We start from the raw sequence: 21,061 nt of genomic DNA on the forward strand, positions 1-21,061 counted from the left end.
GGCGAAACCGCAGCTCAGCGCGGTAGGACGACGCCGTACCGCCGCTTGATGTCCGGAATCAGGTGCCGGCAGGCGGCCATCGTCTGAGCCCGGTCGCCGCCCGCGTCGTGCATCAGCACGACCGAGCCGTGCCGGGTGGCACCCGTCACCCGCTTGATGATCGCCTTCGCCGGAGGGTGGTCCCAGTCCTGCGGGTCGACGCTCCAGTGCAGTGGGCGCAGGCCCATCTGCTTGGCGATCGTGACCTCCTCGGCCGTCCAGCGGCCGCCGGGCTGGCGGAACCAGGTGATCGGTGCCTTGGGCGCGGCGGCGTGGATGGCCTGGTTGGTCCGCTCCAGGTCGGATCGGATCTCGGCGGGGGAGCGCCGGCCCAGGTTCACGTCGTGGTGCCAGCTGTGGTTGCAGAGCTGGTGGCCCTCCCGGGCGATCCGGGCCACCAGCTCCGGGTAGCGCTTGGCCTGCTTGCCGACGACGCAGAAGGTGGCCTTCACGCCGGCCGACCGGAGCTGGGCCAGGATCTGCGGGGTGTAGCGCGGATCCGGCCCGTCGTCGAAGGTGAGCGCCACGCCCTTGCTCCCGCTGGCCCGGTGCAGGCCCGTGGGCAGCTTCTTCGGCAGCGGGCGCAGCTTCGGCTTCGCGGGGGTGTGGGCCGGTGAGGGCTTCGTCACCGGCGTCGGTGAGGGTGACGCCGAGGCCGACGGAGGCGCGGCGACCTTTTCGGGCGATTTTCCGGCGTCGCCGCAGCCGGTGACGAGGAGTGCCAGGCCCAGGGCGAGCGCCGACAGGGCGCGTGGACGCATTCGTCACTCCCGGAGGGGTCGGGGTCAGACGGACTTTCCGACCGTAGTGGACGCCGCCCCGGAACGGGAGAGGGGTTCAGCTCGTCGTCGACTGGTCCAGCGAGTCCCGTACCGCCACGGCCAGCGACAGCGCCTCGGCCAGGTCGACCGGCCGGACCACCCCGGCCGGCAGCGAGTCGGCCCGCCAGCCGGGCCCGGCGGCGAGCACCAGCAGCGGCCGGCGCGGCACCGCCAGCAGCGCGGTGAGCTGGCACGGGTCGGCCGTGGCGCGGGCGTGCGACCAGAGCACCACGGCCGCCGGCCCGGTCCGGTTGACCGCCTCGACCAGGGCGGGCACCGGCACCCGGGCGCCGAGCATGCGGCAACTCACACCGACCTCGGCCAGCGCGGCGGCAAGCGCCTCCAGTGGCAGCGAATGCTGCTCCTCGTCGGCGCAGGAGAGCAGAATCCGGGGCGGGCCGGTGGTCGGATGGGCCCGGGCGACCGTGGCGAGCGCCACCGAGACGCACCGGGACATGAGGTGTTCCACCTCGATCAGCGCGGAGGTGGCGGCGTGCCGCTCCCCGATGCCGGCGAGCACCGGCCGCAGCAGCCCTTCCCAGGTGGCCACCACCCCGTCGGCAGCCAGCGCGTCGGCGAGGGTCCGGGCGATGGTCACCGAGTCCAGTCGCATCGCGGCACGGGCCAGTCCGCGCGCGGCCGGTCCGGCCCGGCCGACCGGGATGGTGGTGCCGCCGCCGTCGCGCACGGTCGAGGCTCGTGCCTTGGGGCCGAGCCGCTCCGGCGGCAGCACGGCCGGCGCCTGCCGGGCCCAGCGGGCGGCCTCGGCGGGCGCGACCCCCTCGGTGGTCAGCCGACGCATGATCTCCAGCCGGGCCAGGTCGGCCGGCGTGTAACGGCGGTGGTGGCCCGGTACGTGCTCGCTGGGGCCGAGACCGTAGCGCTGGTGCCAGGTACGCAGCGTGGTGACCGCCACGCCCAGACGGCGTGCGACGGCCCCCGCGCTCAGCGCCTCATCGGCCACCCGACCGCTCCGGTGCCTCGGTGGCCGGTACACCCGGCCGGGACGCGTCGGTCGGGTGCAGCAGCCGGTTGACCACACCGCCCAGCCACGGGGCGTACTCGCGGGGGTGGGCGTCCAGGTCGGCCACCGCCGCGCCGGGGTCGACCCAGCGCAGGTCGGCCACCTCGTCCGGGTCGGGCCGCGTGGCCAGGTCGGCGGGTACGTCGGCGCGCAACACGTGGTCGTACTCGAACTCGACCCGGCCGGTCGCCGGGTCCTCGGCGTAGTAGAGGTAGACGCCGACCTCGGTGAGGTCGACCGGGTCGACGCCGAGTTCCTCGGCGAGCCGCCGGTTGGCGGCCTCGGCCGGCGACTGGCCGGGCAGCGGGTGCCCGCAGCAGGAGTTCGCCCAGCGCAGCGGGAACCGCGTCTTGACCGCGGCCCGCTGCTGCAACAGCACGCGTCCCTCGGGGTCGACGAGGAGCACCGAGAAGGCGCGGTGCAGCCGCCCGGGTGGCTGGTGCGCGGCGGCGACCGTGGTCTCGCCGAGCACCCGCCCGTCGTCGTCGACCAGTTCGACCAGGTGGGTCTCCCGCTCGCTCACGACATCGCCCCGGTGACCCGGGCGGCGGCGAGCTTGCCGCTGATCAGCACCATCGGCACGCCGACGCCCGGCTGGGTGCCGGAGCCGACGAAGACCACGTTCTCCAGCGTCCGGTGCAGGTTGGCGGGGCGGAACGGGCCGGTCTGGAAGAGGCTGTGCGAGGCCGCGAACGGTGTGCCGGCGGCCATGCCCTGCGCCTCCCAGTCGGCCGGAGTGACGGCTCGCATCACCTCGATGCCGTCGCCGAAGCCGATGTAGCCGCGCTCCTCCAGCGTGCCGACGAGTTGCTCGGCGTACCGGTCGGTGAGGTCGCCCGGCCAGTCGAACGGCGCCCGTTCCAGGTTCGGCACCGGGGCCAGCACGTAGTAGGTGTGCTTTCCGGCCGGCGCCACCGACGGGTCGGTGCGGCTCGGATTCGTCACCAGTAGCGACGGGTCGGTCATCAGCTCGCCTCGCCGGATCACCTCGTCGAACGTGCCCTTCCAGGAGCGCCCGAAGTGGATGTTGTGGTGCGCGATCTTGTCATAGCCCTGCGTCGAGCCGATGTGCAGCACCACGCAGGACGGCGAGTAGGTGAGCTTGCGCTGGCGGCTGGGCGGCAGCAGGTCCTGGTAGGCGACCGGCAGGTCCGGGTTGAGCACCACCGTGTCGGCGGGGATGAAGTCGCCGTCCGCGGTGACCACGCCGGTGGCGCGGCCGTTGGCGGTCTCCACCCGGGTCACGGTGGTGCCGTACCGGATCTGCACGCCGTGCTTCTCGGCCGCGCCGGCCATGCCGCGCGAGACCGCGTGGATGCCGCCCCGCGGGAAGCACACGCCGGCCACCGAGTCGAGGTACGCGATGACCGCGTAGATCGCCAGCGCGTCGTGCGGCGACAGGCCGGCGTACATGGCCTGGAAGGAGAAGATCCGCTGGGTACGCGGGTCGCGGAAGAACTGGTTGATCTTCGTCTGGAGCCGCCGGAAGGCCCCGTTGGCGAACAGCTTCAGCAGGTTGCCGGTGAGCAGGTCGGTCGGCGCGTCGAGGTTGCGCTCGATGAAGTCGGTCCGCTCCCACTGCCACAGCTTGCGGGCGTAGTCGACGAAACGCAGGTAGCCGTCCGCCTCCCGGGGGCCGCAGACGCGGGCGATCTCGGCGGCCATCCGGGTGGTGTCGGTGATGACGTCGAGCGTCGACCCGTCCGGGTAGTACGCGCGGTAGGCCGGGTCGAGCGGCGTCAGGTCCAGCCAGTCGGTCAGCTCCTCGCCCACCGCGCCGAGCGCCTCGGCGATCAGGTCGGGCATGGTGAGGACCGTCGGGCCGGTGTCGAACTCGTACCCGTCGACGCTCAGCCGTCCCGCGCGCCCGCCCGGCACCGGCTCGCGTTCCAGCACTGTGACCTGCCGGCCGCTGCCGGCCAGGTGCAGCGCGCAGGCCAGCCCACCCAGCCCGGCGCCGACCACTACCACCCGGTCGGTCCGTCCCTTGACGGTACGCATTCCGGCCCCCTTGCTCACGAAGTTGCTCATCATGCCCGCCGCGCCGTGGCGGCGGTGGCGAGACCGGTCAGCGCCGTGCGCGCGGTCTCATCGATCGGTGCGGTGTCGAGCGCGGCGAGCGCCTCGGTGACCCGGTCGGAGATCATCCGCTCCACCCGGGCCGCGGCACCGGTGTCCCGGACGACGTCGGCGAGCCGGTCCACCTCGTGGTCCTCGGTGACCGAGCCGGCCCGGCCCAGGGCCCGGCGCTGCGTCGGGTCGGCGAGCTGCCGGGCCAGCATCAGCAGGGCGGTCGGCTTGCCGGTACGCAGGTCGTCCCCGGCCGGCTTGCCGGTGGTCTCCGGGTCGCCGTAGACGCCCAGCAGGTCGTCGCGGAGCTGGAACGCCTCACCGACGGCCAGGCCGTACCTGGTGTACGCGGTGATGAGCGGGTCGTCCGCATCGGCGCCGGCCAGGCAGGCACCGAACAGCAGCGGACGCTGGACGGTGTAGCTGGCGGTCTTGTACCGGGCCACCCGCAGCGCCCGGTCGACGGTCCAGCTCGCCGGGTCGTTCTCGCCGAGCACGTCCAGGAACTGCCCGGCGACCGTCTCCACCCGCATCTGGTCGTAGCAGCGGCGTACGTCGAGCAGCCGGTCCGCCGGAACCGCCGCGTGTGCCATCAGCCGGTCGGCCCACACCATGCAGAGGTCGCCGATGAGGACGGCGACGGCTTCCCCGTACCGGTCGGGGTCACCGGTGTGTCCGGCGGCCCGGTGCCGGGCGGCGGCGGCCCGGTGCGCGGTGGGCAGCCCTCGCCTGGTGTCGGAGGCGTCCATCACGTCGTCGTGCACAAGCGCGAACGTGTGCAGCAGTTCGAGCGCGGACAGGGCCGGGAGCACCGAGCACAGCGACTCCTCCCCGCCGACCGCACCCCGCCATCCCCAGTACGCGAACGTGGGGCGGACCCGCTTGCCACCGGCCAGCACGCAGTCACGTGCCGTCGCGGCGAAACCACCCATCGCTGCGTCGATCTCGGTGAGCGAGTCGACCTCCGCGGCGAGGAACGCCGTGAGCGTCTCGTCGACCCCTTTGATCAGGTCTTTCGTGAACGCGGCCAGTACGCCGCGGACCGGATCGTCCGTCGCCCCGGGCTGAGCCGGCGCGACGCGGAGCGCATTACCCGCAACTGCGTCGTTGGCCATGTGGGCGAGCGTACCCTAGGGTTACGAGTTGCGTCGATTGCTGCGTCGAAACTGAGGAGGGCCGAATGGACACGGATCTGACCGCCGCCTATGACCGTTGCCGTGAGCTGCACCGCCGTCACGGCCGTACCTACTATCTCGCCACCCGGCTGCTTCCCGCCTGGAAACGGCGGCATGTGCACGCCTTGTACGGGTTCACCCGCTACGCGGACGAGATCGTCGACCGCACCGAGGACCTGCCGCCGGCCGAGCGCGCCGCCCGGCTGCGCGAGTGGTCGGATCGATTCGTCGCCGGGCTGCACGGTGCGTCGGTCGACGACCCGCTGCTCCCCGCCGTGCTGCACACCATCGCCGTGTTCGACCTCGACCGCGACGACTTCGCGTCGTTCCTGCGCAGCATGGCGATGGACCTGACGGTCATGTCGTACCCGGCCTACGACGACCTGCTCGACTACATGGAGGGCTCGGCCGCCGTCATCGGCACCATGATGCTGCCGATCCTGGGCAGCTCCGACCCGGCCGCCGCCCGTGAGCCCGCCCGTCAACTCGGCTTCGCGTTCCAGCTCACCAACTTCATCCGGGACGTCGCCGAGGACCTCGACCGGGGCCGCACCTACCTGCCCGACGAGGACCTGGCCAAGTTCGACGTCACCCGCGAAGACCTGCTCGCCGCCAAGGCCGCCGGCCGCACCACGCCGCGCATCCGCGAGCTGATCGAGTACGAGGTGACCCGCGCCCAGGCCCACTACGTCGCCGCCGCGCCGGGCATCCCGCTGCTCGACCCCGCCTCGCAGGCGTGCATGCGCACCGCGTACGCGCTCTACGGCGGCATCCTCGACGAGGTCGCCGCGCAGGACTACGATGTCTTCGTCCGCCGGGCCCTGGTGCCGCAGCGACGCCGGATGGCGGTGGCCGCTCGGTCGCTGCTCACCCCGTCCGGCACGCCGGTGCGGGTGCCCGGCCCGGCACTGGAACCGGCCCTGGCCGGATGACCGGCCGCACGGCCGTCGTCCTGTTCACCCGGGACCTGCGGGTGCACGATCACCCGGCGCTGGCCGCCGCCTGCTCCGCGTTCGACCGGGTGGTCCCGCTCTACGTGCTCGACCCGGCGCTGCAGAAGCTCTCGGCGAACCGCACCCGGTTCCTGCACCAGAGCCTGGCCGACCTGCGCGAGGCGCTGCGCGCCCTCGGCGGCGACCTGGTGATCCGGCGCGGAGACCCGGTGGCCGAGACGGTCGAGCTGGCCCGGAAGGTGGGTGCCGAGGGCGTCGGGCTCTCCGCCGACGTCAGCCGCTACGCCCGCCGCCGGGAACGCCGGCTGCGCGCCGAGTGCGGCCGGCACCGGATGTTCCTGCGCCTGTTCCCCGGCCTGACGATCGTCGAACCGGGTGCGTTGCGCCCCGGCGGCGGCGACCTGGTGATCCGGCGCGGAGACCCGGTGGCCGAGACGGTCGAGCTGGCCCGGAAGGTGGGTGCCGAGGGCGTCGGGCTCTCCGCCGACGTCAGCCGCTACGCCCGCCGCCGGGAACGCCGGCTGCGCGCCGAGTGCGGCCGGCACCGGATGTTCCTGCGCCTGTTCCCCGGCCTGACGATCGTCGAACCGGGTGCGTTGCGCCCCGGCGGCGGCGACCACTACCGGGTGTTCAGCCCCTACTTCCGGGCCTGGCAGGGCGCCCGGTGGCGGGACGAACTGGCCGCGCCGAAGCGGGTCCGGCTGCCCGACGGCGTCGACCCGGGCCGCCTGCCGGACCCGCCGAAGGGCGACAGCCCGGATGCCGCCGTCGGCGGCGAGACCGTCGCCCGGCGCCGGCTCACCGCCTGGCTGCCCACCCTCGACCGGTACGGCGACATCCACGACGACGTGGCCGGCGACGAGACCTCGCGGCTCAGCCCCTACCTGCGCTTCGGGTGCGTGTCGCCGCTGGCGGTGGCGAACCGGGCCGGTGACCGGGACGGGCCGTTCGTCAGGCAGCTCTGCTGGCGCGACTTCTACCACCAGGTGGTCGCCGGTTTCCCCGACCTGTCCACCGTCGCCTACCGGCGGGGCGCGCGGGAGGACTGGCGCGACGACGCGCACGCGTTCGACGCCTGGGCCGAGGGGCGGACCGGCATGCCGATCGTGGACGCCGGTATGCGTCAGTTGCGCGCCGAGGGCTGGATGCACAACCGGGCCCGGCTGATCACCGCCGGCTACCTGACCAAGCACCTCGGGCTGGACTGGCGGCCCGGCCTGGAGGTCTTCTTCCGCGGGCTGCTCGACGGCGACCGGGTGAACAACTCGGGCAACTGGCAGTGGGTGGCCGGCACCGGCAACGACACCCGGCCGTACCGGGGCTTCAATCCGGTACGGCAGGCCGAGCGCTACGACCCCGACGGCGTGTACGTGCGGCGCTGGGTGCCGGAGCTGGAGTCGGTGGCGGGTAAGGCGGTGCACCAGCCGTGGCGGCTGCCCGACGAGGTACGCCGCACGCTCGACTACCCGCCGCCGCTCGAGGTGCCCGGCACCGACCCGGTCTGGTTGCGCTGACGCGGGACTGCGCGGGCCCGGACGGAGCGGCGCACGCGTCGCCGGCACACGGTCCACACGCGTCGCGCGTGCCGTTGCTGCGGTGACTTTCAGTTAACGCATGCCCGTCCGGCCCTTCCATCCCTCGGTCGCCTTTGCTCTGCAGCCACATCCGCATCGATTGCGGAAAGTGACCGTCCGCGTCGTCGGCGGTTTTCGGACCTTCGAGGAAAGCCCTGTTCGAAGCGGTGCTGCCTCATTGGCTGCAGAGCAAAGTCGGAAGAGGGGAGGACGGGCCGCTCAGCCGCCCGAATGCGCTGCGTGATGACATCCGGAATCACGGAACGTGACGGGTGGTCAGAGGCAGGAGTGCAGCGCCTCGGCCAGCTCCTCCACCCGGTCGTGGTCGGCCAGCCGGGCAGTCGCATACGCGAAGGCGTAGCCGCGCTCCGGGTCGGCCCAGGCGCTGCTGCCGCCGATCCCGCCCATGCCCCAGCTGCCGTCCGGCTCCCACTGCATGCCGAGCGTCCAGTCCACCGGCCGGTCCAGCAGCAGGTCCGGGCCGGAATACTGCACCCGCGTCGCCTCCGCGACCAGCTCCGGGCTGAACAGGCGTACCCCGTCCAGGGTGCCGCCGGCGAGCAGGCCCGCGTACAGCCGGGCGAGCCCGGCGGCGGTGGCGTGCAGGTTCACCGCCGGGATCTCGGCGGCCCGCCACAGGTCGCTGTTCACCATCGCCAGGTCGCGCCCGCCCGGTGGGTTCTTCAGCGCCCGCGCCCACAGCGAGCCCGGCTCGCCACCCGCCCGGTCCGGCCAGGCCGGATCGCCGTACGACAGGTCGGCGCACCGCCGCCGGTCCGCCTCACCCAGTCCGAAGGCCAGGTCCAGGCGCCACGGACCGGCGATCTCCTCGGCCAGGAACCGGCCCACCCGTCGCCCGTCCACCCGGCGGACCAGCTCACCCACCAGATGCCCGTACGTCCAGGCGTGCTCGCCCGCGACGGTGCCCGGCGTCCACTCGGGCTCGGCCGCCGCCAGGTCGGCGCAGAGCAGGTCCCAGTCGGCGATCGCGGCGGCGGGCCGGGGCACCGGGAAGGCGGGCAGCCCGGCGGTGTGGGCGAGCACCTGCCGCACCGTGGCCGGGGCGCGGAACCCCGGCCAGTACGCGGACACCGGCGCGTCCAGGTCGACCCGGCCCCGGTCGACGAGCAGCAGCAGGCAGAGCGCCACCACCGGTTTGCCGGTCGAGTAGACGTCCACGAGCGTGTCCGGCCGCCACGCGCGGTCCGCCCCCGCCACCGGGACGACCGCGCCGGGCGGGACCGCCGCCGACGTGCCGCCCACCAGATCGATCACCGGTACGCCGTCGTGCCACACCGCCAGCGACGCACCGGTCTCCCGGCCGGTGGCGAACAGGTCGTGGAAGCAGTCCCGGACCGGGGCGAAGCGTGCGTGCATGCGGCCACGGTAGGGGGTGGAACTCGTTACCGGCGCGGGAATTCGGGCCCCGTGTGGTGGCCGGTGTCCCGAACGTACGGAATGCTTGCGGAATGGCGGAGCCGGAGCTGGTGGACGTGGTCGTTGTCGGGCTCGGCGTCGGCGGCGAGGAGGTGGCCGGGAAGCTCGCCGAGGCCGGCCTCACAGTGGTCGGCATCGAACGGGACCTGGTCGGCGGCGAGTGCCCCTACTGGGGTTGCGTGCCGAGCAAGATGATGATCCGGGCGGCGAACGCGCTGGCTGAGGCGCGCCGGGTGAACGAGCTGGCCGGGTCGGTCGAGGTGCGGCCCGACTGGGCGCCGGTGGCGAAGCGGATCCGGGCCGAGGCCACCGACACCTGGGACGACAAGGTGGCGGTGGAGCGGTTCACCGGCAAGGGCGGCCGGTTCGTCCGGGGCAGCGGCCGGCTCGACGGCCCGAACCGGGTACGCGTCGGCGACCAGGTCTTCCAGGCGCGCTACGGGGTGGTCCTCGGCACCGGCACCCGGCCCTCGGTCCCGCCGATCGACGGGCTGGCCGACACGCCGTACTGGACGAACCACCAGGCCATCGAGGTCGAGGAGCTGCCCGCGTCGCTGCTGGTGCTCGGCGGCGGCGCGATCGGGCTGGAACTCGCGCAGGTCTTCGCCCGGTTCGGGGTCCGGGTGACGGTGATCGAGGCGGCCGACCGGGTGCTCGCCGTCGAGGAGCCGGAGGCGTCAGCGCTGGCCGCCGACGCGCTGCGCGCCGACGGGGTGCAGATCCACACCGGCGTCAAGGCCGGCCGGGTCGGCCACGACGGCGGCGCCTTCACCGTGTACGCCGACGGCGCCGAGTTCACCGGCGAGAAGCTGCTCGTGGTGACCGGCCGCAAGGCACACCTGGAGGAGCTGGGCCTGGACACGATCGGTGTGGACGCCGGGCAGCGCTACCTGCCGGTGAACGACCGGATGCACGTCACCGACGGGATCTGGGCGCTCGGCGACCTCACCGGCGAGGGCGCGTTCACCCACATCGCCATGTACCAGGCCGGCATCGTGGTGGCGGACGTGCTCGACCACATGCGGCGTACCAGGGGCGGCCCGGACGGCAGCGGCACCGCGAGTGTCGTCGGCGGCGCGGCCGGGGTGGTCAGCGCGGTCGGCGGCGCGATGAGCGCGGGCGGCTCGACCGCCGCGCCCGGCAGCGTCCCGGTCGCCGACTACCGGGCGCTGCCCCGGGTCACGTTCACCGACCCCGAGGTCGGCGCCGTCGGCCTCACCGAGCAGCAGGCCCGTGAGCGCGGCGTCAACGTCCAGGTCGGGTACGCCGACCTCACCTCGTCGGCCCGCGGCTGGATCCACAAGACCGGCAACGCCGGGTTCATCAAGCTGATCGCCGACGCCGACCAGGGCGTCCTCGTCGGCGCCACCTCGGCCGGACCGGCCGGCGGCGAGGTGCTCTCCGCGCTCGTGGTGGCGGTGCACGCGGCGGTGCCGATCAGCCAGCTCCGGCACATGATCTACGCGTACCCGACGTTCCACCGCGCCATCGAGGACGCGTTGCGCGCGCTGAAGTGACGCCTCAGCCGGCCGGCGCACCGTGCCGTCCGTCGGCGCGCACCGAGCGGCCGGTGAGGATCAGGTCCATCGCCCGGCTCTCGCCGATCAGCCGGGGCAGCCGGACCGGTCCAGGATCACAGTGGTCACGGCACCGGCGTGCTCGACGCGTACCCCCATGGCCTCAGCATGCCCGCGACGCACCTGCGAGGGAATTCCGGCGCGTCCGGTTTGGGGCCTCTCCTGCCGGGAAGTCGGAACGGGTGCGCGAACTACTGACGAAAATCGAACAGGCCTCCGGTCTCGACCGGGTGGGCGACCGGTTGCAGCGCGCCGTCCAGGGCACACTGCGTTCCCAGCGGGTACGCGACGCGCTGCACGGCGTGTGGCTCGGCCATCCGCTGCACCCCGCGATGGTGCAGGTGCCGGTCGGCGCCTGGATCTCCGCCGCCGTGGTGGACCTGCTGCCCGGCCAGCGCCGGGCCGCCACCGCGCTGGTGGGCCTCGGTACGGTCAGCGCGGTGCCCGCCGCGCTCGCCGGGCTCAACGACTGGGCCACGCTCTCCCGCGACCAGCGTCGGGTCGGGCTGGTGCACGCCGCCGCCAACACGGTCGGCCTGGCACTGTTCGCCGGCTCGCTGGCTGCCCGGCTCAACGGGCGGCACGGCCTCGGCCGGGCGCTGTCCTACCTGGGGCTGTCCGCCGCGGGCGGCGGGGCGTACCTGGGCGGGCATCTCGCGTACAAGCAGGGCGCCCAGGCCAGCCAGAGCGTCTCCGAGCTGCACCTGATCAGCGACGGCTGGCACCCGGTCGGCGACCTGGCCAGCCTGCCCCGGCACGAGCTGGTGACCAAGAAGATCGACGACGTCTCGGTGCTCCTCTACCGGGACGGCGACGACGTCACCGTGATGCTGGAGCGCTGCCCGCACCAGAGCGGCCCGCTCGGCGAGGGCAAGGTGGAGCAGATCGACGGCCACCCCTGCGTGGTCTGCCCCTGGCACGGCAGCGCGTTCCGCCTCGACGGTGGCGAGGTGGTGCACGGCCCGGCCGCCAACGACCAGGTCGTGCTGCCCACCCGCGTGGTGTCCGGCCAGGTCGAGGCCCGGCTGCCCTGAGTCAGTCCCGCCGGTGCCGCCCGTTGGACAGCGCGCGGGCGGGCACCGGTCGCTTGCGCAGCCCGAGCAGCGCCCCGATCTGCGCGCCCACGATGCTCGCCACGGCCAGCACCGCCGAGATGGCGAGCGGGCGGTTGATGCCCTCCTCGGCCGTGGCCCGGGACGCTCCCGCCGACATGGCCGGCGGCTGACCGACAGGAGCCTCCACCGTGGGCGTCGCCTCCCGCGGCGTGGGCTTGGGCTTCGCCTTCGGCGCGGTCGACGAGGCGCCGCCCCCACCCGGCTTCGCCGGCGCCGACTCGGCCGGCTTGGTGACCACGAGCCGCCCGGCGGCGTGCCGGCGGGCACCCGAGTCCGTCGCGTCCTCCGGCAACGTGATGAGCTGACCCGGGCGGATCCGGTCCGGGTCGGCGAGCCGGTTCAGCCGGGCCAGTTCCCGGTAGCGGTCGAAGTCGTCCAGGTACCGATCGGCCACCTCGCCCAGGTAGTCGCCCTTCGCCACCCGGTACACGGCCGGATCCCCGGCCTTCGACGCGGCCGGGGCCGGCCCTGCGACGCCTGCCGCCGGGGCGGCCGGAAGGGTGACGGCGGAAGCGGAGACGGCTTGGGTGGCGACCGCCGGGTGCGGGGCGGTGAGCGCGGCGGCACTCGCCGCGGCCGGGCTCGCGGCCAGGATCAACGCGACCGAACCCACGAGCGCGGCCGCCGCCTTCTGCTGGCGACCCATGCCCGGGAGCTTCGGCGCCGGCCGGCGTACCACCGCCGCCAACAGTTCCACCAGCACGGAGAACGCGAACGTCGCCCAGCCGAACCAGCCCACCACCGCAAGCGTCCGCAGGAACAGCTGACCATCGTCGCGGCTGGTCAACGCCGTACCGATCTCGGTCAGCGTGGGCAGATGGTCGGGCAGCGGGTTGCCGGCGAACGCCAGCAACGCGATCGGGCCCCCGGCCAGCACACCGACGAGCACGACGAGGGCGCCGAGCCCGGTGAGGACCTGGCCGGCGCGGCGGACGGGGGAGCGTCGGAGTGCACCCATGGCGGCCTTCCTTCCTACGGTGGTCCGGTGAGCGCCCGAGCGGTGGCCTCACCGGTGACGGTGGCGGTCTTCGACGCGCCGAACAGGCCGAGCAGATCCCGGCGGTAGACGATCTGGACGTGGACCCGGATCTGGGTCTCGGCGCCGACCACGGGGAAGTCGACCTCGTGGTCCTGGACGCCGCCCGCGGCGTCGAGGTAGTCGGCCACGGCCGCGCGGGCGGCCACCTGGTCGATCCGTTTCGGGCCGCCCTCGATGGCGCGAGCCCGGTCGATCATCTGGCCGCCGCTGCGCGCCGCCTCGGCGGCCAGGTTGTCCGCGCGTTGCAGGGCGCGTAGCTGCCCGGCGCCGTCGTAGGCGAGGCTGATGACGGCGAGCACACCCGCCATCGCCACGGCCAGGAACAAACTCACCCGGCCACTCTCCGCGCCGCGCCGCCCCGTCATCCGCGGCTCCGGTACGTGTCCAGCGGCGAGGTGAAGCTCGCCGAGACGGTCTTGCCGCCGGGCACGCCGGGCAGGCCGGGGGCGCTCAGGTCGTCGAAGGAGACGGTGCAGGTCACGGTGACCGTCACTGTCGCCGGCACGCCGGCGGCGCTCTCGTACGCGGCGGCGAAGCTCGCCGTCTTGCCGGCCACCGACCCGGCCAGCTCCAGTTGCGGCGGTCCGGCGCAGTTGAGCGCCGCCCAGCCGAGTTGGTTCCGGGCCGCCACCTCGGCCGCCTCCTCGCCGTCGTCGGCGTTGCGGGCGAGCGAGGCGGCCCGGGCGGCGTCGTGGGCGGCCGACTCGACAGCCTCGTCCGCGACGGCGGTCCGCCCGGCCACGCCGGCCAGCACCATCAGCCCGATGAAGGCGGGGGCGAGCACCGCCACCTCGATCGAGACGGAACCGCGCTCCCGTCGCCGCCCGGCGCTCATCCGGTGGTCCAGCGTTCGGCCGGCCCGTGCGCGGTCTGCGTGACCTCGAACGAGACGCCCGGGATGACGGACAGGGACCGCCCCCGCACCGTGCAGGTGACAGCGGTCTCGGTCTCCTCGCAGGTCGGCCCGGCCTTCTCCCAGCCGACCAGCCAGTCCCCGGAGCGTTTCAGGAAGCTGGTCGCCCGCTCCCGGCCGGCGTCCGGCCCGGCGTCGATGGTGCGCTGGGCGTTCACCCCGGTCTGCGCGGCGTTCAGCGCTGTGGACCGGGCGACGAACCAGACCGCGACCTGGATCGAGCCGAACAGCAGCACCAGGATCACCGGCATCACCACTGCCAGTTCGACCGGGTTCGCGCCCCGCTCGCCCTCGGCCAGACGGGCGCGCAGGGCAGCGGCGATCCGCCCCGGACCGGGCGGACCGGCGGGCCGGCCGGCGGGCGCCGGCCGGCTCCGGACCGTACGGGCGGGGCGGGGCATCACTCCGCGCCCGGCTCGACGTGGTCCGGGATGGCGTCCATCCAGTCGTTGGCCTTGGCCAGGGCGACAGCGGTGACCGCCATGGCGACCGCGACCAGGCCGAAGATGATGACGGCGGTCGGCACCGGGCTGTCGCCCCGCTCGCCGTCCCGTCGCAGCTCGGTGAAACGGCTTCGAACTGCCACATACAGATAGGTGAAGAGGTGCATGGTCGTCTCCTTCGCGGGATGGGGGTTCACAGACGGGCGAGGAACGGATAGATGGCGAAGCCGAGCAGGACGAACACCAGCAGCGAGCCGGGGATGTCCAACTTGCTGGTCACCCCCTCGGCCCGGGCCAGGTTGTCGGTGCGGATCTGGTCGCGCAGCGAGTCGGCGCGGGACCGCAACGTCTCGTGCACCTGGGCGCCCTCGCTGCCGGAGGAGCGCATGATGGCGCCCACGTCGCCCAGCTCCGGGATGCCGATCCGCTCGGCCAGCTCCTGCAACTCGTCCCACGGCGAGTGCATCTGGAGCTGGGCGAGCCGCAGCGCCTCCCGGATCCGGTCGAAGACCCAGCCGTCGCAGACCGCCGCCGCGCGCTCCAGCGACTGCACCGGGCCGTGCGCGGCGGAGAGCTGCAACGCCACCAGGTCGAGGTAGGTGCAGACCGCCTGCCGGAACTCGTCCCGGGCGGCGTCCGCCTTGACCAGCACGGAGCGGTGCGCGAGCAGGGCGGCCACGAGTGCCAGGCCCAGGCTGGCCAGCACCGGTACGGCCACCGGCAGCGCCACCCCGCCGACGAAGAGCACTGCCGAGGCGACCGCCGGGGTGGCGAACCCGACGAGCGCGGAGATCAGGACGGACAGCGCGTACTGCTCGGGGGTGCGGTCGAGCAGGGCCAGTTGCCGGTGCGGCGGGCGCAGCCAGCGGGCGAACCCGCCGAGCCAGTCCGGCCCGGCGCCGGCGGCCGGGGCCCGGCCGGGCGGCTGGTGCAGCCGGCGCAGCGCCGGGCCGAGCGCCGGGGTGGCGGGCAGCGCCTCGCGTACCACCAGGAACAGTCCGAGCCCGATCGCGCACCCGCCGAGCACCCCGATCGCCATCTGCCAGTTGAGGATCACGCGATCGCCTGCTCCGGGTCGGGCGCCGGCAGGAAACGTGCCGGCCGGGGCGGCTGGCTCATCGAGCGCACCCAGACCAGCAGGCCGACGAACGCGGCGCCGAGCACCGCCATCACGAGCTGGCCGGTCACCGTTCCGTAGGGACGGATGTAGTCGCTGTTCACCAGCCCGTACGCGAGCGTCGCCAGCGTCATGCCGGTGAGGAAGCGGACCGCGAACCGGGGCTGGGTGCGCTTCGCCTCGATCTCGCGCCGGGTCGCCACCTCGGCCGAGGCGGCGGTGGCGATCGACCCGAGCACGTCGCCGAGGCGCTCCCCCCGGTCGGTGAGATGCAGGATCAGCGCGGCCACCACCTGGTCGGCGACCGGGTCGGCGATCTCGTCGGCGAAGGCGAGCAGCGCGGAGCGGGCCAGCCAGCCGGCCTGGAGGCGGGCGGCGAGCGTGCGTACCTCCTCCTGGATCTCCTCCGGCGCGGCGGCGATGGTGCCGATGATCGCCTGCTGCAGGCCCTGGCCGGTGGCGGAGATGTCCTTGAGGCGCCGGGTCCACTCGCCCACTGCCTCGATCCGCGCGATGGCCCGCTGCTCGGCCCGGCCGACGGCGAACAGCCACGGCACGCCCGGTACCGCGAGCGCCACCAGCAGGCCGACCACCGGCAGCCCGGTGAGCAGGAACGCCAGCGCCCCGGCCACCACGGCGGCGCCGAGCAGGAACTGGTAGCGGCGCTGGTCGGCGCGGCTCGCGCCGGAACCGGTCCAGAGCCGGCTCAGGCTCGGCCCGGCGCCCGGTGCCGGGCCCGGTGGACGGCGGGTGCCGACGAGCGCCACCACGGTCAGCACCAGCCCGGCCACGCACGCGGCGCCGGAGACGAGGGCGATCAGTTCGATCTGCGTCACGCCGCACCTCCGCTCGGCCGCGCGCCGAGGCGGGTGTGCCGGGGCCGACGCCACGCGCCCACGCCGGCCTCGACGAACCGGGTGAGCAGGCGGGCGTCGTAGCCCACGCGCAGCAACTGGTCGCGGATGCGTTCGGGCAGGTGGCGGGGGACCGCGCGGCCGTCCGGCCCGGGACCGAAGACGGTCGTCGTGGTGATCCGGTTGCCCTCGCCGACGCCGATGACCTCCTCGACGTGTGAGACGAACCGGTACTTGCGCCCGCCGATGGCGGTCTCGTCCTCGACCGTGACGTAGACGATCAGGTCGAGCGCGTTACCAGCCATCCGCCGGGCCTGGTCGACCGTCATCTCCCGGCCGTGCGACAGCGCCAGCTCGATGATGCGTTCGCCCACCCCCGAGGGGGTACGCGCGTGGATGGTGCACATCGACCCGCGGCTGGTGGTCATCGCCTGGAGCATCGGCACGATCTCCCGGGACCGCACCTCGCCGACGATGATCCGCAGCACGCCCATGCGCAGCGACACCGGGATCAGGTCGGCGATGCTCACCTCACCCGCCGGCCGCCCGTCCGCGCCGCGCTCGCCGTGCCCCTCCCGGGACTCGAAGCTCATCACCGCCCGGTGCTTGTGCCCGCGCCGGGCCGGCAGCAGTTCCCGGCTCTCCTCCAGCAGCACGTACGGCTCGTCGGCCGGGATCTCGTCCATCAGCGCGCGGATGATCGTGGTCTTGCCGGCCCCGGCGAGCCCGGCGACCATGATGTTCAACCCGGCCCGCATGGACGCGCGGAGGAAGTCGCGCAGCAGTGGGTCGATCATCTCGTCCAGGTCGGGCCGGCCGCCCGTGATGTCCTCCAGGCTCACCGCGAGCGTGTTGTGCTTGCGGATCACCGCGTACGGGCGGTGGCTGACCAGGAACACGGCGGCGAGCCGGCTGCCGTCCGGTAGTTGCAGGTCGAGCGTGGGCTTCGAGGTGGACAGCGACCGCTCGGTGGCACCCGCCCGGCGGGCCGCCGCCTGAAGGATCTCCACCAGCTCGTCGTCGCTCTCGGCGATCGGCTCGGCCCAGTCGACGCCGCCGCCGTGCCGGGTGATGCGTACCTGGTCGCAGCCGAGGATGTGCACCTCCTCGATGCTGTCGTCGACGAGCAGTGTCTGGAGCCGTCCCAGCCCGACGAGTTCGGCTGTGACCTGGTCGAGCAGCAGCCGCTCCTCGTCCGCCGCCATCGGCGTGCCGGCCCGGCGTACCGAGTCGGCGTACGCGGAGACCACGGCGACCGCCAGCCGGGCGCGCTCGACCTCCTCGGCGTCGGCGTCGAACTCGCGTCCGCGCTGCCAGTGGGTGAGCCGTTCGCTCAGCTCCCGGCGCAGTTCGCGGACCACCGCGAAGTCGACACGGGGGCGCGGCGGTGGCGCCGGCGCCGCGGCCGGCGTCGGGCCGGGGACGTGGTGCCGCCCGTTCGGCGGGGCGAGCGGCGGGACCGTGGAGACGACGCCCGGCTGCTGCCCGCGTGGGTCGTGGGAGACCGGCTCAAACCGCACCGGGCACCCCCGGCATGCTCGACGCGGTCACCGCGCGCGGCGTGGTCGCCCCGGGCCAGGCGAGCCGGGCCCGCCGCCGGTCCAGCAGCGCCCGGACCGGCACCTCAAGGGCGCCGGCCGCGCGCATCAGCGGCCGATTCGCCCGTACGGTGCCGCCGTGGCCGAGCACCTCGGCGGTACGCGGGTCGTCCGGCAGGCGGGCGATCACCGGCAGCCGCAGCACCTTGCTGATCTCGCTGGTGCCGTGTCCGTCGCCGACCACCAGCAGCCGCAGCGTGCCGGGCGGTACGCGGTGCTCGGTGAGATCCCGCTCGATCGCGCGTGCGGTGGCCTGGGTGGCGGAGAGGTCGGGCAGGTGCGCGCGGGTGACCAGCAGCACCACCGCGGCGGCCCGCAGCAGCGGCCACGGTGGACCGCCGACCGCCAGCCGGCCGCAGTCGACGAGCACGTCGTACGGCGGTTCGCCCCGTTCCAGCCCGACGAAGTAGTCGGCGAAGCGCTGCCAGAGCGGAATGACGCTGCCGGCCTGGGCCGGGTCCACCACGCCCGGTAGCAGCAGCCGCTCGCGGCGGGGCGCGTCCAGATCGACCAGCTGGGACCAGAACGCGTGCTCCAGGCTGCCGTCGCGCAGCTCGCCCACGGCGAGTTCACCGATGCCGCGCGGGCCGTCCAGCGCCCCGCCGAGGTAACCGGCGAGGATCGAGCCGCCCGCCGGGTCGCACTCGGCCAGCACGAGCCGCCGGTGCCAGCTCAGCGCGGCGGCGAGCGCCGCCGTGGTGACGCCCGGCGAGCCCTTCGCCGAGACCAGGGCGATGATCGCCATCAGGCCGCCTCGGTGAGGACGAGCGCGATCCGGTCGTCGGCGGCGAGCGCCACGACCGCCGGCACGTCTCGTACGGCCAGCGCCAGGTAGACCACCACGTCGCCGCTCTGCGGCGTGACGCTGTCGATCACCGTGCCCTCGAACCGGGTCCCGCCGCCGCGAGCGGCGTCGGTGCTGTTCGTGCTTCTGCTCGGCGTGCTGACCAGCAGGACCTTGTCGCCGGGGTGCAGCTTGCGGGCCGGCACCTGCTCGGGTTTGAGCCCCAGCGCGATCTGCTGCTGACCGGGGCCGAGCAGCGGGGCCTCGGTGAGCTGCGCCGCCGTGAGCAGCGTGCCCGGGGTGAGCCGGACGGCCGCCCGCAACCCCAGCACCTCGTCCATCCGGTCGGCGGATACGGGCCGGAGTTCCCGTCCGCCGGAGACGCGTACCGGCACCAGGTCGTCGGCGGTCAGTTGCCGTCCGACGTCGACCGGCCGGGCCACGGCCAGGTACGTGCCGGTGGAGCGGACCGACGTGACGGCGAACGCCGCGCCCAGCCCGCCGAGGGCGATCAGCAGGATTGCCAGGCCGAGCAGGCCGGGCCGGACGCGTCGTTGCCGGACCACCTTCGGCGGCGCGACCGGCGCCTCCACCGGGGATCCGTTGCGGGCTGCCACCACACTCATCGGGTCACCACCTGAAGCTCGTTGATCTGTACCGGGATGACGCCGCTGGACCGGCTCTGGGCGATCACGCCGCTCTCCCCGCCGCCGGACCACTCGACGGTCCAGAACGTGGTGGCGCTGACCCGGTAGGTGTCCGCGTTCGGATAGCCCTGGTCGAGGCCGCAGTCGGGCGAGGCGGAGCCGGCGTTCGGCCCGTCGGCCCGGTACGGCGTGCCCGGTCCGTGGCAGGTGACGTCGATGTCGTCGGACATGTGCCAGACGATCCGGTCCACCTTGGCGGTGATCTCCACGGTCAGCCCCCGGTCGGAGGCGGAGGCGGTCAGCGGCCCGAAGTACGCGGGACCCGGGCTGGCCCACATCCAGACCGGCAGCCCGACCAGGCCCGGTCCCTGGCTGCGCCGGGGCGCGACCGAGGCGCGCGGCGGGAGCAGCGAGATCGAGGCCAGCGCGCGGCGGGCCAGTTCCTCCGGGTCCGGCGGTGTGCCGTAGCCGGGCGGCGGGGCGTCGAGGAGTTCCTGGCGCATGCTGCCCGTGTCGCCGCCGTTGCAGGTGAGCTGGTACCACTGCTTGCCGGGGGGTGCCTCGTCCTGCGGCTCGGCGAGCTTGTAGTAGCAGCCGTCGGCGTTGTTGAACCAGCCGAGCGCCTCGTTGTAGCAGGGGATGGCGCGGCCGTTCCACTGGCACTTCGCGGTGCCGCCGCCGTTGCCGCCCCCGCCGCCGTTGTCCCCGCCGCCACCGGGGCCACCCGGCCCGCCCGGGGTGCCGGAGTCGTCGTCCCAGACGTCGCAGTCGGTCTGCTCGGGCGGGCACGAACCGCCGGGGTCGGCGGCGCGCGCGGGTGCGCCGGTGAGCGTCAGCAGCGCGGCCAGGCCGGCGGCGAGCAGCAGCCGGCGGGACGTCCCGGCCCGGGTCGGCCGGGCCGGGACACCCCTTCCTCCCCAGGTCAACACGGCTGGTCCTGGTGTGCGGCGCCGCCGTTTACCAGCCACCGGCCGTCCGGGAAGCGGACCGCCGTGGCGGTGGCCAGGTAGCGCCCGCCGCGGGCGCCCGGTACGGCCTTGCGGTCCTTGGCGTAGACGAGCCGGTAGCCGCTCGCGTCCAGGCAGTCCTGGATCTCGACGGTGGGCGGGCGTGCGGCCAGGTCGACCGAGACCACCTCGGGGTCGGAGTGCAGTTTCCCGGTACGCATCGCGCCGTGCTCCTTCGCGTCGAGAATCGACATTCGCACCCGGGTCAGCAACGGATCAGCCAGAAATCGGGTCAGAGCGGGATGGGACGGATCACTGCGCGCACTGGCTGCCCGGGACGCGTCGAGATAGCCGGAATATGCGGCCAGAGCGGCTTTTCCGGCCGCGTTCTCCTCCGCGCCGGAATGGGTGGCGGGGGCGGCGGCGCGGCCGGCGAGGGGCCCGGTGGCCGCCTCCGGCTCGGTGCCGCAGCCGGCCGAGCCGACCGCCAGCGCGAGGCTGAGCAGGAAGATTCTCCATCGGCGGGATTGCCGTGTGCGCAACGCCGATCCCTCCTCGGTGCTGGCCCGGGGCGATCACGCCGACCTGCTCCGGGCATGCGGAAGCGCGCCCGGAACTGTCACTCCGGGCCCCCGTCGCCACCACTGGTATTTACCTGTACTGATCACTGCGGATTCGTGCCTGGTGCCTCCGACGCCAATTGATCGGGGGTTGCGTCGTACCCAAGGGGCGAGCATAGGCTCACGTCCGCCGATGCAACAGAGGCAATTCACGTGAACACGGTGAGTGAAGACGGGAGGTGGTGGCCGGTGTGTCTCGCCGCGGTGACGAGCAGGCTTCCGCGAGGCTCCGAGCCCGCGGGCGTGTGCTCACCCGTACACGCCCCGGCGGCGGCGACGAGCCGCCGCCGTACCGCCGGTATGGGTGGGGAGGG

The 21,061-nt window shown here is 74.0% G+C and carries 22 protein-coding genes and 1 pseudogene; 4 read left to right on the plus strand and 19 right to left on the minus strand.

Going from position 1 to position 21,061, the window contains the following annotated elements; genetic code table 11:
• Positions 1 to 14: 14 nt before the first annotated feature.
• The 5 genes from ACFYON_RS27045 to ACFYON_RS27065 form a co-directional block, all read right to left on the minus strand.
• A complete protein-coding gene (locus ACFYON_RS27045) occupies positions 15 to 800 on the minus strand; it encodes a polysaccharide deacetylase family protein (protein WP_354866085.1) in 786 nt (261 codons plus the stop codon).
• A gap of 76 nt (positions 801 to 876) precedes the next feature.
• The gene (locus tag ACFYON_RS27050) at positions 877 to 1,824 is read right to left on the minus strand and encodes a MerR family transcriptional regulator (protein ID WP_355014983.1); all 948 of its coding nucleotides are present in this window, start codon (positions 1,822 to 1,824) and stop codon (positions 877 to 879) included.
• Positions 1,814 to 2,407 carry an isopentenyl-diphosphate Delta-isomerase gene (gene idi / locus ACFYON_RS27055; protein WP_354866081.1) on the minus strand — a complete coding sequence of 198 codons (594 nt, stop codon included), beginning with the start codon at positions 2,405 to 2,407 and terminating at the stop codon, positions 1,814 to 1,816. Before idi ends, ACFYON_RS27050 begins: the two co-directional genes overlap by 11 nt.
• Positions 2,404 to 3,885, minus strand: a complete 1,482-nt coding sequence (crtI, locus tag ACFYON_RS27060; protein WP_355014997.1) for a phytoene desaturase family protein — start codon at positions 3,883 to 3,885, stop codon at positions 2,404 to 2,406. The genes idi and crtI overlap by 4 nt, the downstream gene beginning before the upstream one ends.
• Before the next feature lie 29 nt (positions 3,886 to 3,914).
• Entirely contained in the window at positions 3,915 to 5,069 is a 1,155-nt protein-coding gene (locus ACFYON_RS27065; protein ID WP_355014984.1) for a polyprenyl synthetase family protein, read from the minus strand.
• Between the two features lie 65 nt (positions 5,070 to 5,134).
• On the opposite strand from ACFYON_RS27065, the gene ACFYON_RS27070 reads away from it, so the two are divergent.
• Together ACFYON_RS27070 and ACFYON_RS27075 are read left to right on the plus strand one after the other, a co-directional pair.
• The gene (locus ACFYON_RS27070; protein ID WP_354866077.1) at positions 5,135 to 6,061 is read left to right on the plus strand and encodes a phytoene/squalene synthase family protein; all 927 of its coding nucleotides are present in this window, start codon (positions 5,135 to 5,137) and stop codon (positions 6,059 to 6,061) included.
• Complete coding sequence (locus ACFYON_RS27075; RefSeq protein ID WP_387321151.1) at positions 6,058 to 7,596, plus strand: cryptochrome/photolyase family protein; 1,539 nt, start codon at positions 6,058 to 6,060, stop codon at positions 7,594 to 7,596. The genes ACFYON_RS27070 and ACFYON_RS27075 overlap by 4 nt, the downstream gene beginning before the upstream one ends.
• A gap of 336 nt (positions 7,597 to 7,932) precedes the next feature.
• Here the strand turns inward: ACFYON_RS27075 and ACFYON_RS27080 are convergent, their stop codons facing one another.
• Positions 7,933 to 9,033: a serine hydrolase domain-containing protein gene (locus ACFYON_RS27080; RefSeq protein ID WP_354866073.1), complete on the minus strand. Its 1,101-nt coding sequence runs from the start codon at positions 9,031 to 9,033 to the stop codon at positions 7,933 to 7,935.
• A gap of 92 nt (positions 9,034 to 9,125) precedes the next feature.
• Here ACFYON_RS27080 and ACFYON_RS27085 point away from each other — a divergent pair, with 92 nt between their 5' ends.
• Entirely contained in the window at positions 9,126 to 10,610 is a 1,485-nt protein-coding gene (locus ACFYON_RS27085) for an FAD-dependent oxidoreductase (RefSeq protein WP_355014986.1), read from the plus strand.
• A 34-nt stretch (positions 10,611 to 10,644) separates the two neighbouring features.
• Here ACFYON_RS27085 and ACFYON_RS27090 read toward each other — a convergent pair.
• A pseudogene (locus ACFYON_RS27090) lies at positions 10,645 to 10,728 on the minus strand (enoyl-CoA hydratase); the annotation flags it as partial.
• Between the two features lie 124 nt (positions 10,729 to 10,852).
• Between ACFYON_RS27090 and ACFYON_RS27095 the strand changes: the two are divergent.
• The gene (locus ACFYON_RS27095) at positions 10,853 to 11,704 is read left to right on the plus strand and encodes a Rieske (2Fe-2S) protein (RefSeq protein ID WP_354866069.1); all 852 of its coding nucleotides are present in this window, start codon (positions 10,853 to 10,855) and stop codon (positions 11,702 to 11,704) included.
• A gap of 1 nt (position 11,705) precedes the next feature.
• On the opposite strand, the gene ACFYON_RS27100 is transcribed toward ACFYON_RS27095, so the two are convergent.
• From ACFYON_RS27100 to ACFYON_RS27155, 12 genes are read right to left on the minus strand one after another with little or no spacing between them, the layout of a single operon-like run.
• Entirely contained in the window at positions 11,706 to 12,743 is a 1,038-nt protein-coding gene (locus tag ACFYON_RS27100) for a LysM domain-containing protein (protein WP_355014987.1), read from the minus strand.
• A 14-nt stretch (positions 12,744 to 12,757) separates the two neighbouring features.
• A complete protein-coding gene (locus ACFYON_RS27105) occupies positions 12,758 to 13,189 on the minus strand; it encodes a hypothetical protein (RefSeq protein WP_357708065.1) in 432 nt (143 codons plus the stop codon).
• Positions 13,186 to 13,659 carry a TadE/TadG family type IV pilus assembly protein gene (locus ACFYON_RS27110; protein ID WP_354866064.1) on the minus strand — a complete coding sequence of 158 codons (474 nt, stop codon included), beginning with the start codon at positions 13,657 to 13,659 and terminating at the stop codon, positions 13,186 to 13,188. The genes ACFYON_RS27105 and ACFYON_RS27110 overlap by 4 nt, the downstream gene beginning before the upstream one ends.
• Positions 13,656 to 14,138 (minus strand): TadE/TadG family type IV pilus assembly protein, encoded by a 483-nt coding sequence (locus ACFYON_RS27115; RefSeq protein ID WP_354866062.1) that lies wholly within the window; start codon positions 14,136 to 14,138, stop codon positions 13,656 to 13,658. Before ACFYON_RS27115 ends, ACFYON_RS27110 begins: the two co-directional genes overlap by 4 nt.
• The gene (locus tag ACFYON_RS27120; RefSeq protein WP_354866060.1) at positions 14,138 to 14,347 is read right to left on the minus strand and encodes a hypothetical protein; all 210 of its coding nucleotides are present in this window, start codon (positions 14,345 to 14,347) and stop codon (positions 14,138 to 14,140) included. Before ACFYON_RS27120 ends, ACFYON_RS27115 begins: the two co-directional genes overlap by 1 nt.
• A gap of 26 nt (positions 14,348 to 14,373) precedes the next feature.
• Positions 14,374 to 15,219, minus strand: a complete 846-nt coding sequence (locus ACFYON_RS27125; protein ID WP_354866752.1) for a type II secretion system F family protein — start codon at positions 15,217 to 15,219, stop codon at positions 14,374 to 14,376.
• Positions 15,220 to 15,233: 14 nt separating this feature from the next.
• Positions 15,234 to 16,187: a type II secretion system F family protein gene (locus ACFYON_RS27130; RefSeq protein ID WP_387188340.1), complete on the minus strand. Its 954-nt coding sequence runs from the start codon at positions 16,185 to 16,187 to the stop codon at positions 15,234 to 15,236.
• On the minus strand, positions 16,130 to 17,671 hold the full coding sequence (locus ACFYON_RS27135) for a CpaF/VirB11 family protein (RefSeq protein ID WP_354866056.1): 1,542 nt from the start codon (positions 17,669 to 17,671) through the stop codon (positions 16,130 to 16,132). Before ACFYON_RS27135 ends, ACFYON_RS27130 begins: the two co-directional genes overlap by 58 nt.
• Positions 17,661 to 18,494, minus strand: a complete 834-nt coding sequence (locus ACFYON_RS27140) for a ParA family protein (RefSeq protein ID WP_355014990.1) — start codon at positions 18,492 to 18,494, stop codon at positions 17,661 to 17,663. Before ACFYON_RS27140 ends, ACFYON_RS27135 begins: the two co-directional genes overlap by 11 nt.
• Positions 18,494 to 19,159: an SAF domain-containing protein gene (locus ACFYON_RS27145; protein ID WP_354866052.1), complete on the minus strand. Its 666-nt coding sequence runs from the start codon at positions 19,157 to 19,159 to the stop codon at positions 18,494 to 18,496. The genes ACFYON_RS27140 and ACFYON_RS27145 overlap by 1 nt, the downstream gene beginning before the upstream one ends.
• Positions 19,156 to 20,109, minus strand: coding sequence for a hypothetical protein (locus tag ACFYON_RS27150; RefSeq protein WP_355093946.1), 954 nt, complete (start codon positions 20,107 to 20,109; stop codon positions 19,156 to 19,158). The genes ACFYON_RS27145 and ACFYON_RS27150 overlap by 4 nt, the downstream gene beginning before the upstream one ends.
• Positions 20,103 to 20,669 carry a hypothetical protein gene (locus ACFYON_RS27155; RefSeq protein WP_354866048.1) on the minus strand — a complete coding sequence of 189 codons (567 nt, stop codon included), beginning with the start codon at positions 20,667 to 20,669 and terminating at the stop codon, positions 20,103 to 20,105. The genes ACFYON_RS27150 and ACFYON_RS27155 overlap by 7 nt, the downstream gene beginning before the upstream one ends.
• Positions 20,670 to 21,061: the final 392 nt, after the last annotated feature.

The organism is Micromonospora sp. NPDC005686 (assembly GCF_042871665.1).
Taxonomy (GTDB): domain Bacteria; phylum Actinomycetota; class Actinomycetes; order Mycobacteriales; family Micromonosporaceae; genus Micromonospora.

What these genes read in the sequence shown, in the direction of transcription:
- ACFYON_RS27045 (WP_354866085.1), bottom strand. Translation starts at nt 800, where the DNA reads ATGCGTCCACGCGCCCTGTCGGCGCTCGCCCTGGGCCTGGCACTCCTC.
- crtI (WP_355014997.1), bottom strand. Translation starts at nt 3,885, where the DNA reads ATGCGTACCGTCAAGGGACGGACCGACCGGGTGGTAGTGGTCGGCGCC.
- ACFYON_RS27065 (WP_355014984.1), bottom strand. Translation starts at nt 5,069, where the DNA reads ATGGCCAACGACGCAGTTGCGGGTAATGCGCTCCGCGTCGCGCCGGCT.
- ACFYON_RS27070 (WP_354866077.1), top strand. Translation starts at nt 5,135, where the DNA reads ATGGACACGGATCTGACCGCCGCCTATGACCGTTGCCGTGAGCTGCAC.
- ACFYON_RS27075 (WP_387321151.1), top strand. Translation starts at nt 6,058, where the DNA reads ATGACCGGCCGCACGGCCGTCGTCCTGTTCACCCGGGACCTGCGGGTG.
- ACFYON_RS27080 (WP_354866073.1), bottom strand. Translation starts at nt 9,033, where the DNA reads ATGCACGCACGCTTCGCCCCGGTCCGGGACTGCTTCCACGACCTGTTC.
- ACFYON_RS27085 (WP_355014986.1), top strand. Translation starts at nt 9,126, where the DNA reads ATGGCGGAGCCGGAGCTGGTGGACGTGGTCGTTGTCGGGCTCGGCGTC.
- ACFYON_RS27100 (WP_355014987.1), bottom strand. Translation starts at nt 12,743, where the DNA reads ATGGGTGCACTCCGACGCTCCCCCGTCCGCCGCGCCGGCCAGGTCCTC.
- ACFYON_RS27105 (WP_357708065.1), bottom strand. Translation starts at nt 13,189, where the DNA reads ATGACGGGGCGGCGCGGCGCGGAGAGTGGCCGGGTGAGTTTGTTCCTG.
- ACFYON_RS27110 (WP_354866064.1), bottom strand. Translation starts at nt 13,659, where the DNA reads ATGAGCGCCGGGCGGCGACGGGAGCGCGGTTCCGTCTCGATCGAGGTG.
- ACFYON_RS27115 (WP_354866062.1), bottom strand. Translation starts at nt 14,138, where the DNA reads ATGCCCCGCCCCGCCCGTACGGTCCGGAGCCGGCCGGCGCCCGCCGGC.
- ACFYON_RS27120 (WP_354866060.1), bottom strand. Translation starts at nt 14,347, where the DNA reads ATGCACCTCTTCACCTATCTGTATGTGGCAGTTCGAAGCCGTTTCACC.
- ACFYON_RS27125 (WP_354866752.1), bottom strand. Translation starts at nt 15,219, where the DNA reads ATGGCGATCGGGGTGCTCGGCGGGTGCGCGATCGGGCTCGGACTGTTC.
- ACFYON_RS27140 (WP_355014990.1), bottom strand. Translation starts at nt 18,494, where the DNA reads ATGGCGATCATCGCCCTGGTCTCGGCGAAGGGCTCGCCGGGCGTCACC.
- ACFYON_RS27145 (WP_354866052.1), bottom strand. Translation starts at nt 19,159, where the DNA reads ATGAGTGTGGTGGCAGCCCGCAACGGATCCCCGGTGGAGGCGCCGGTC.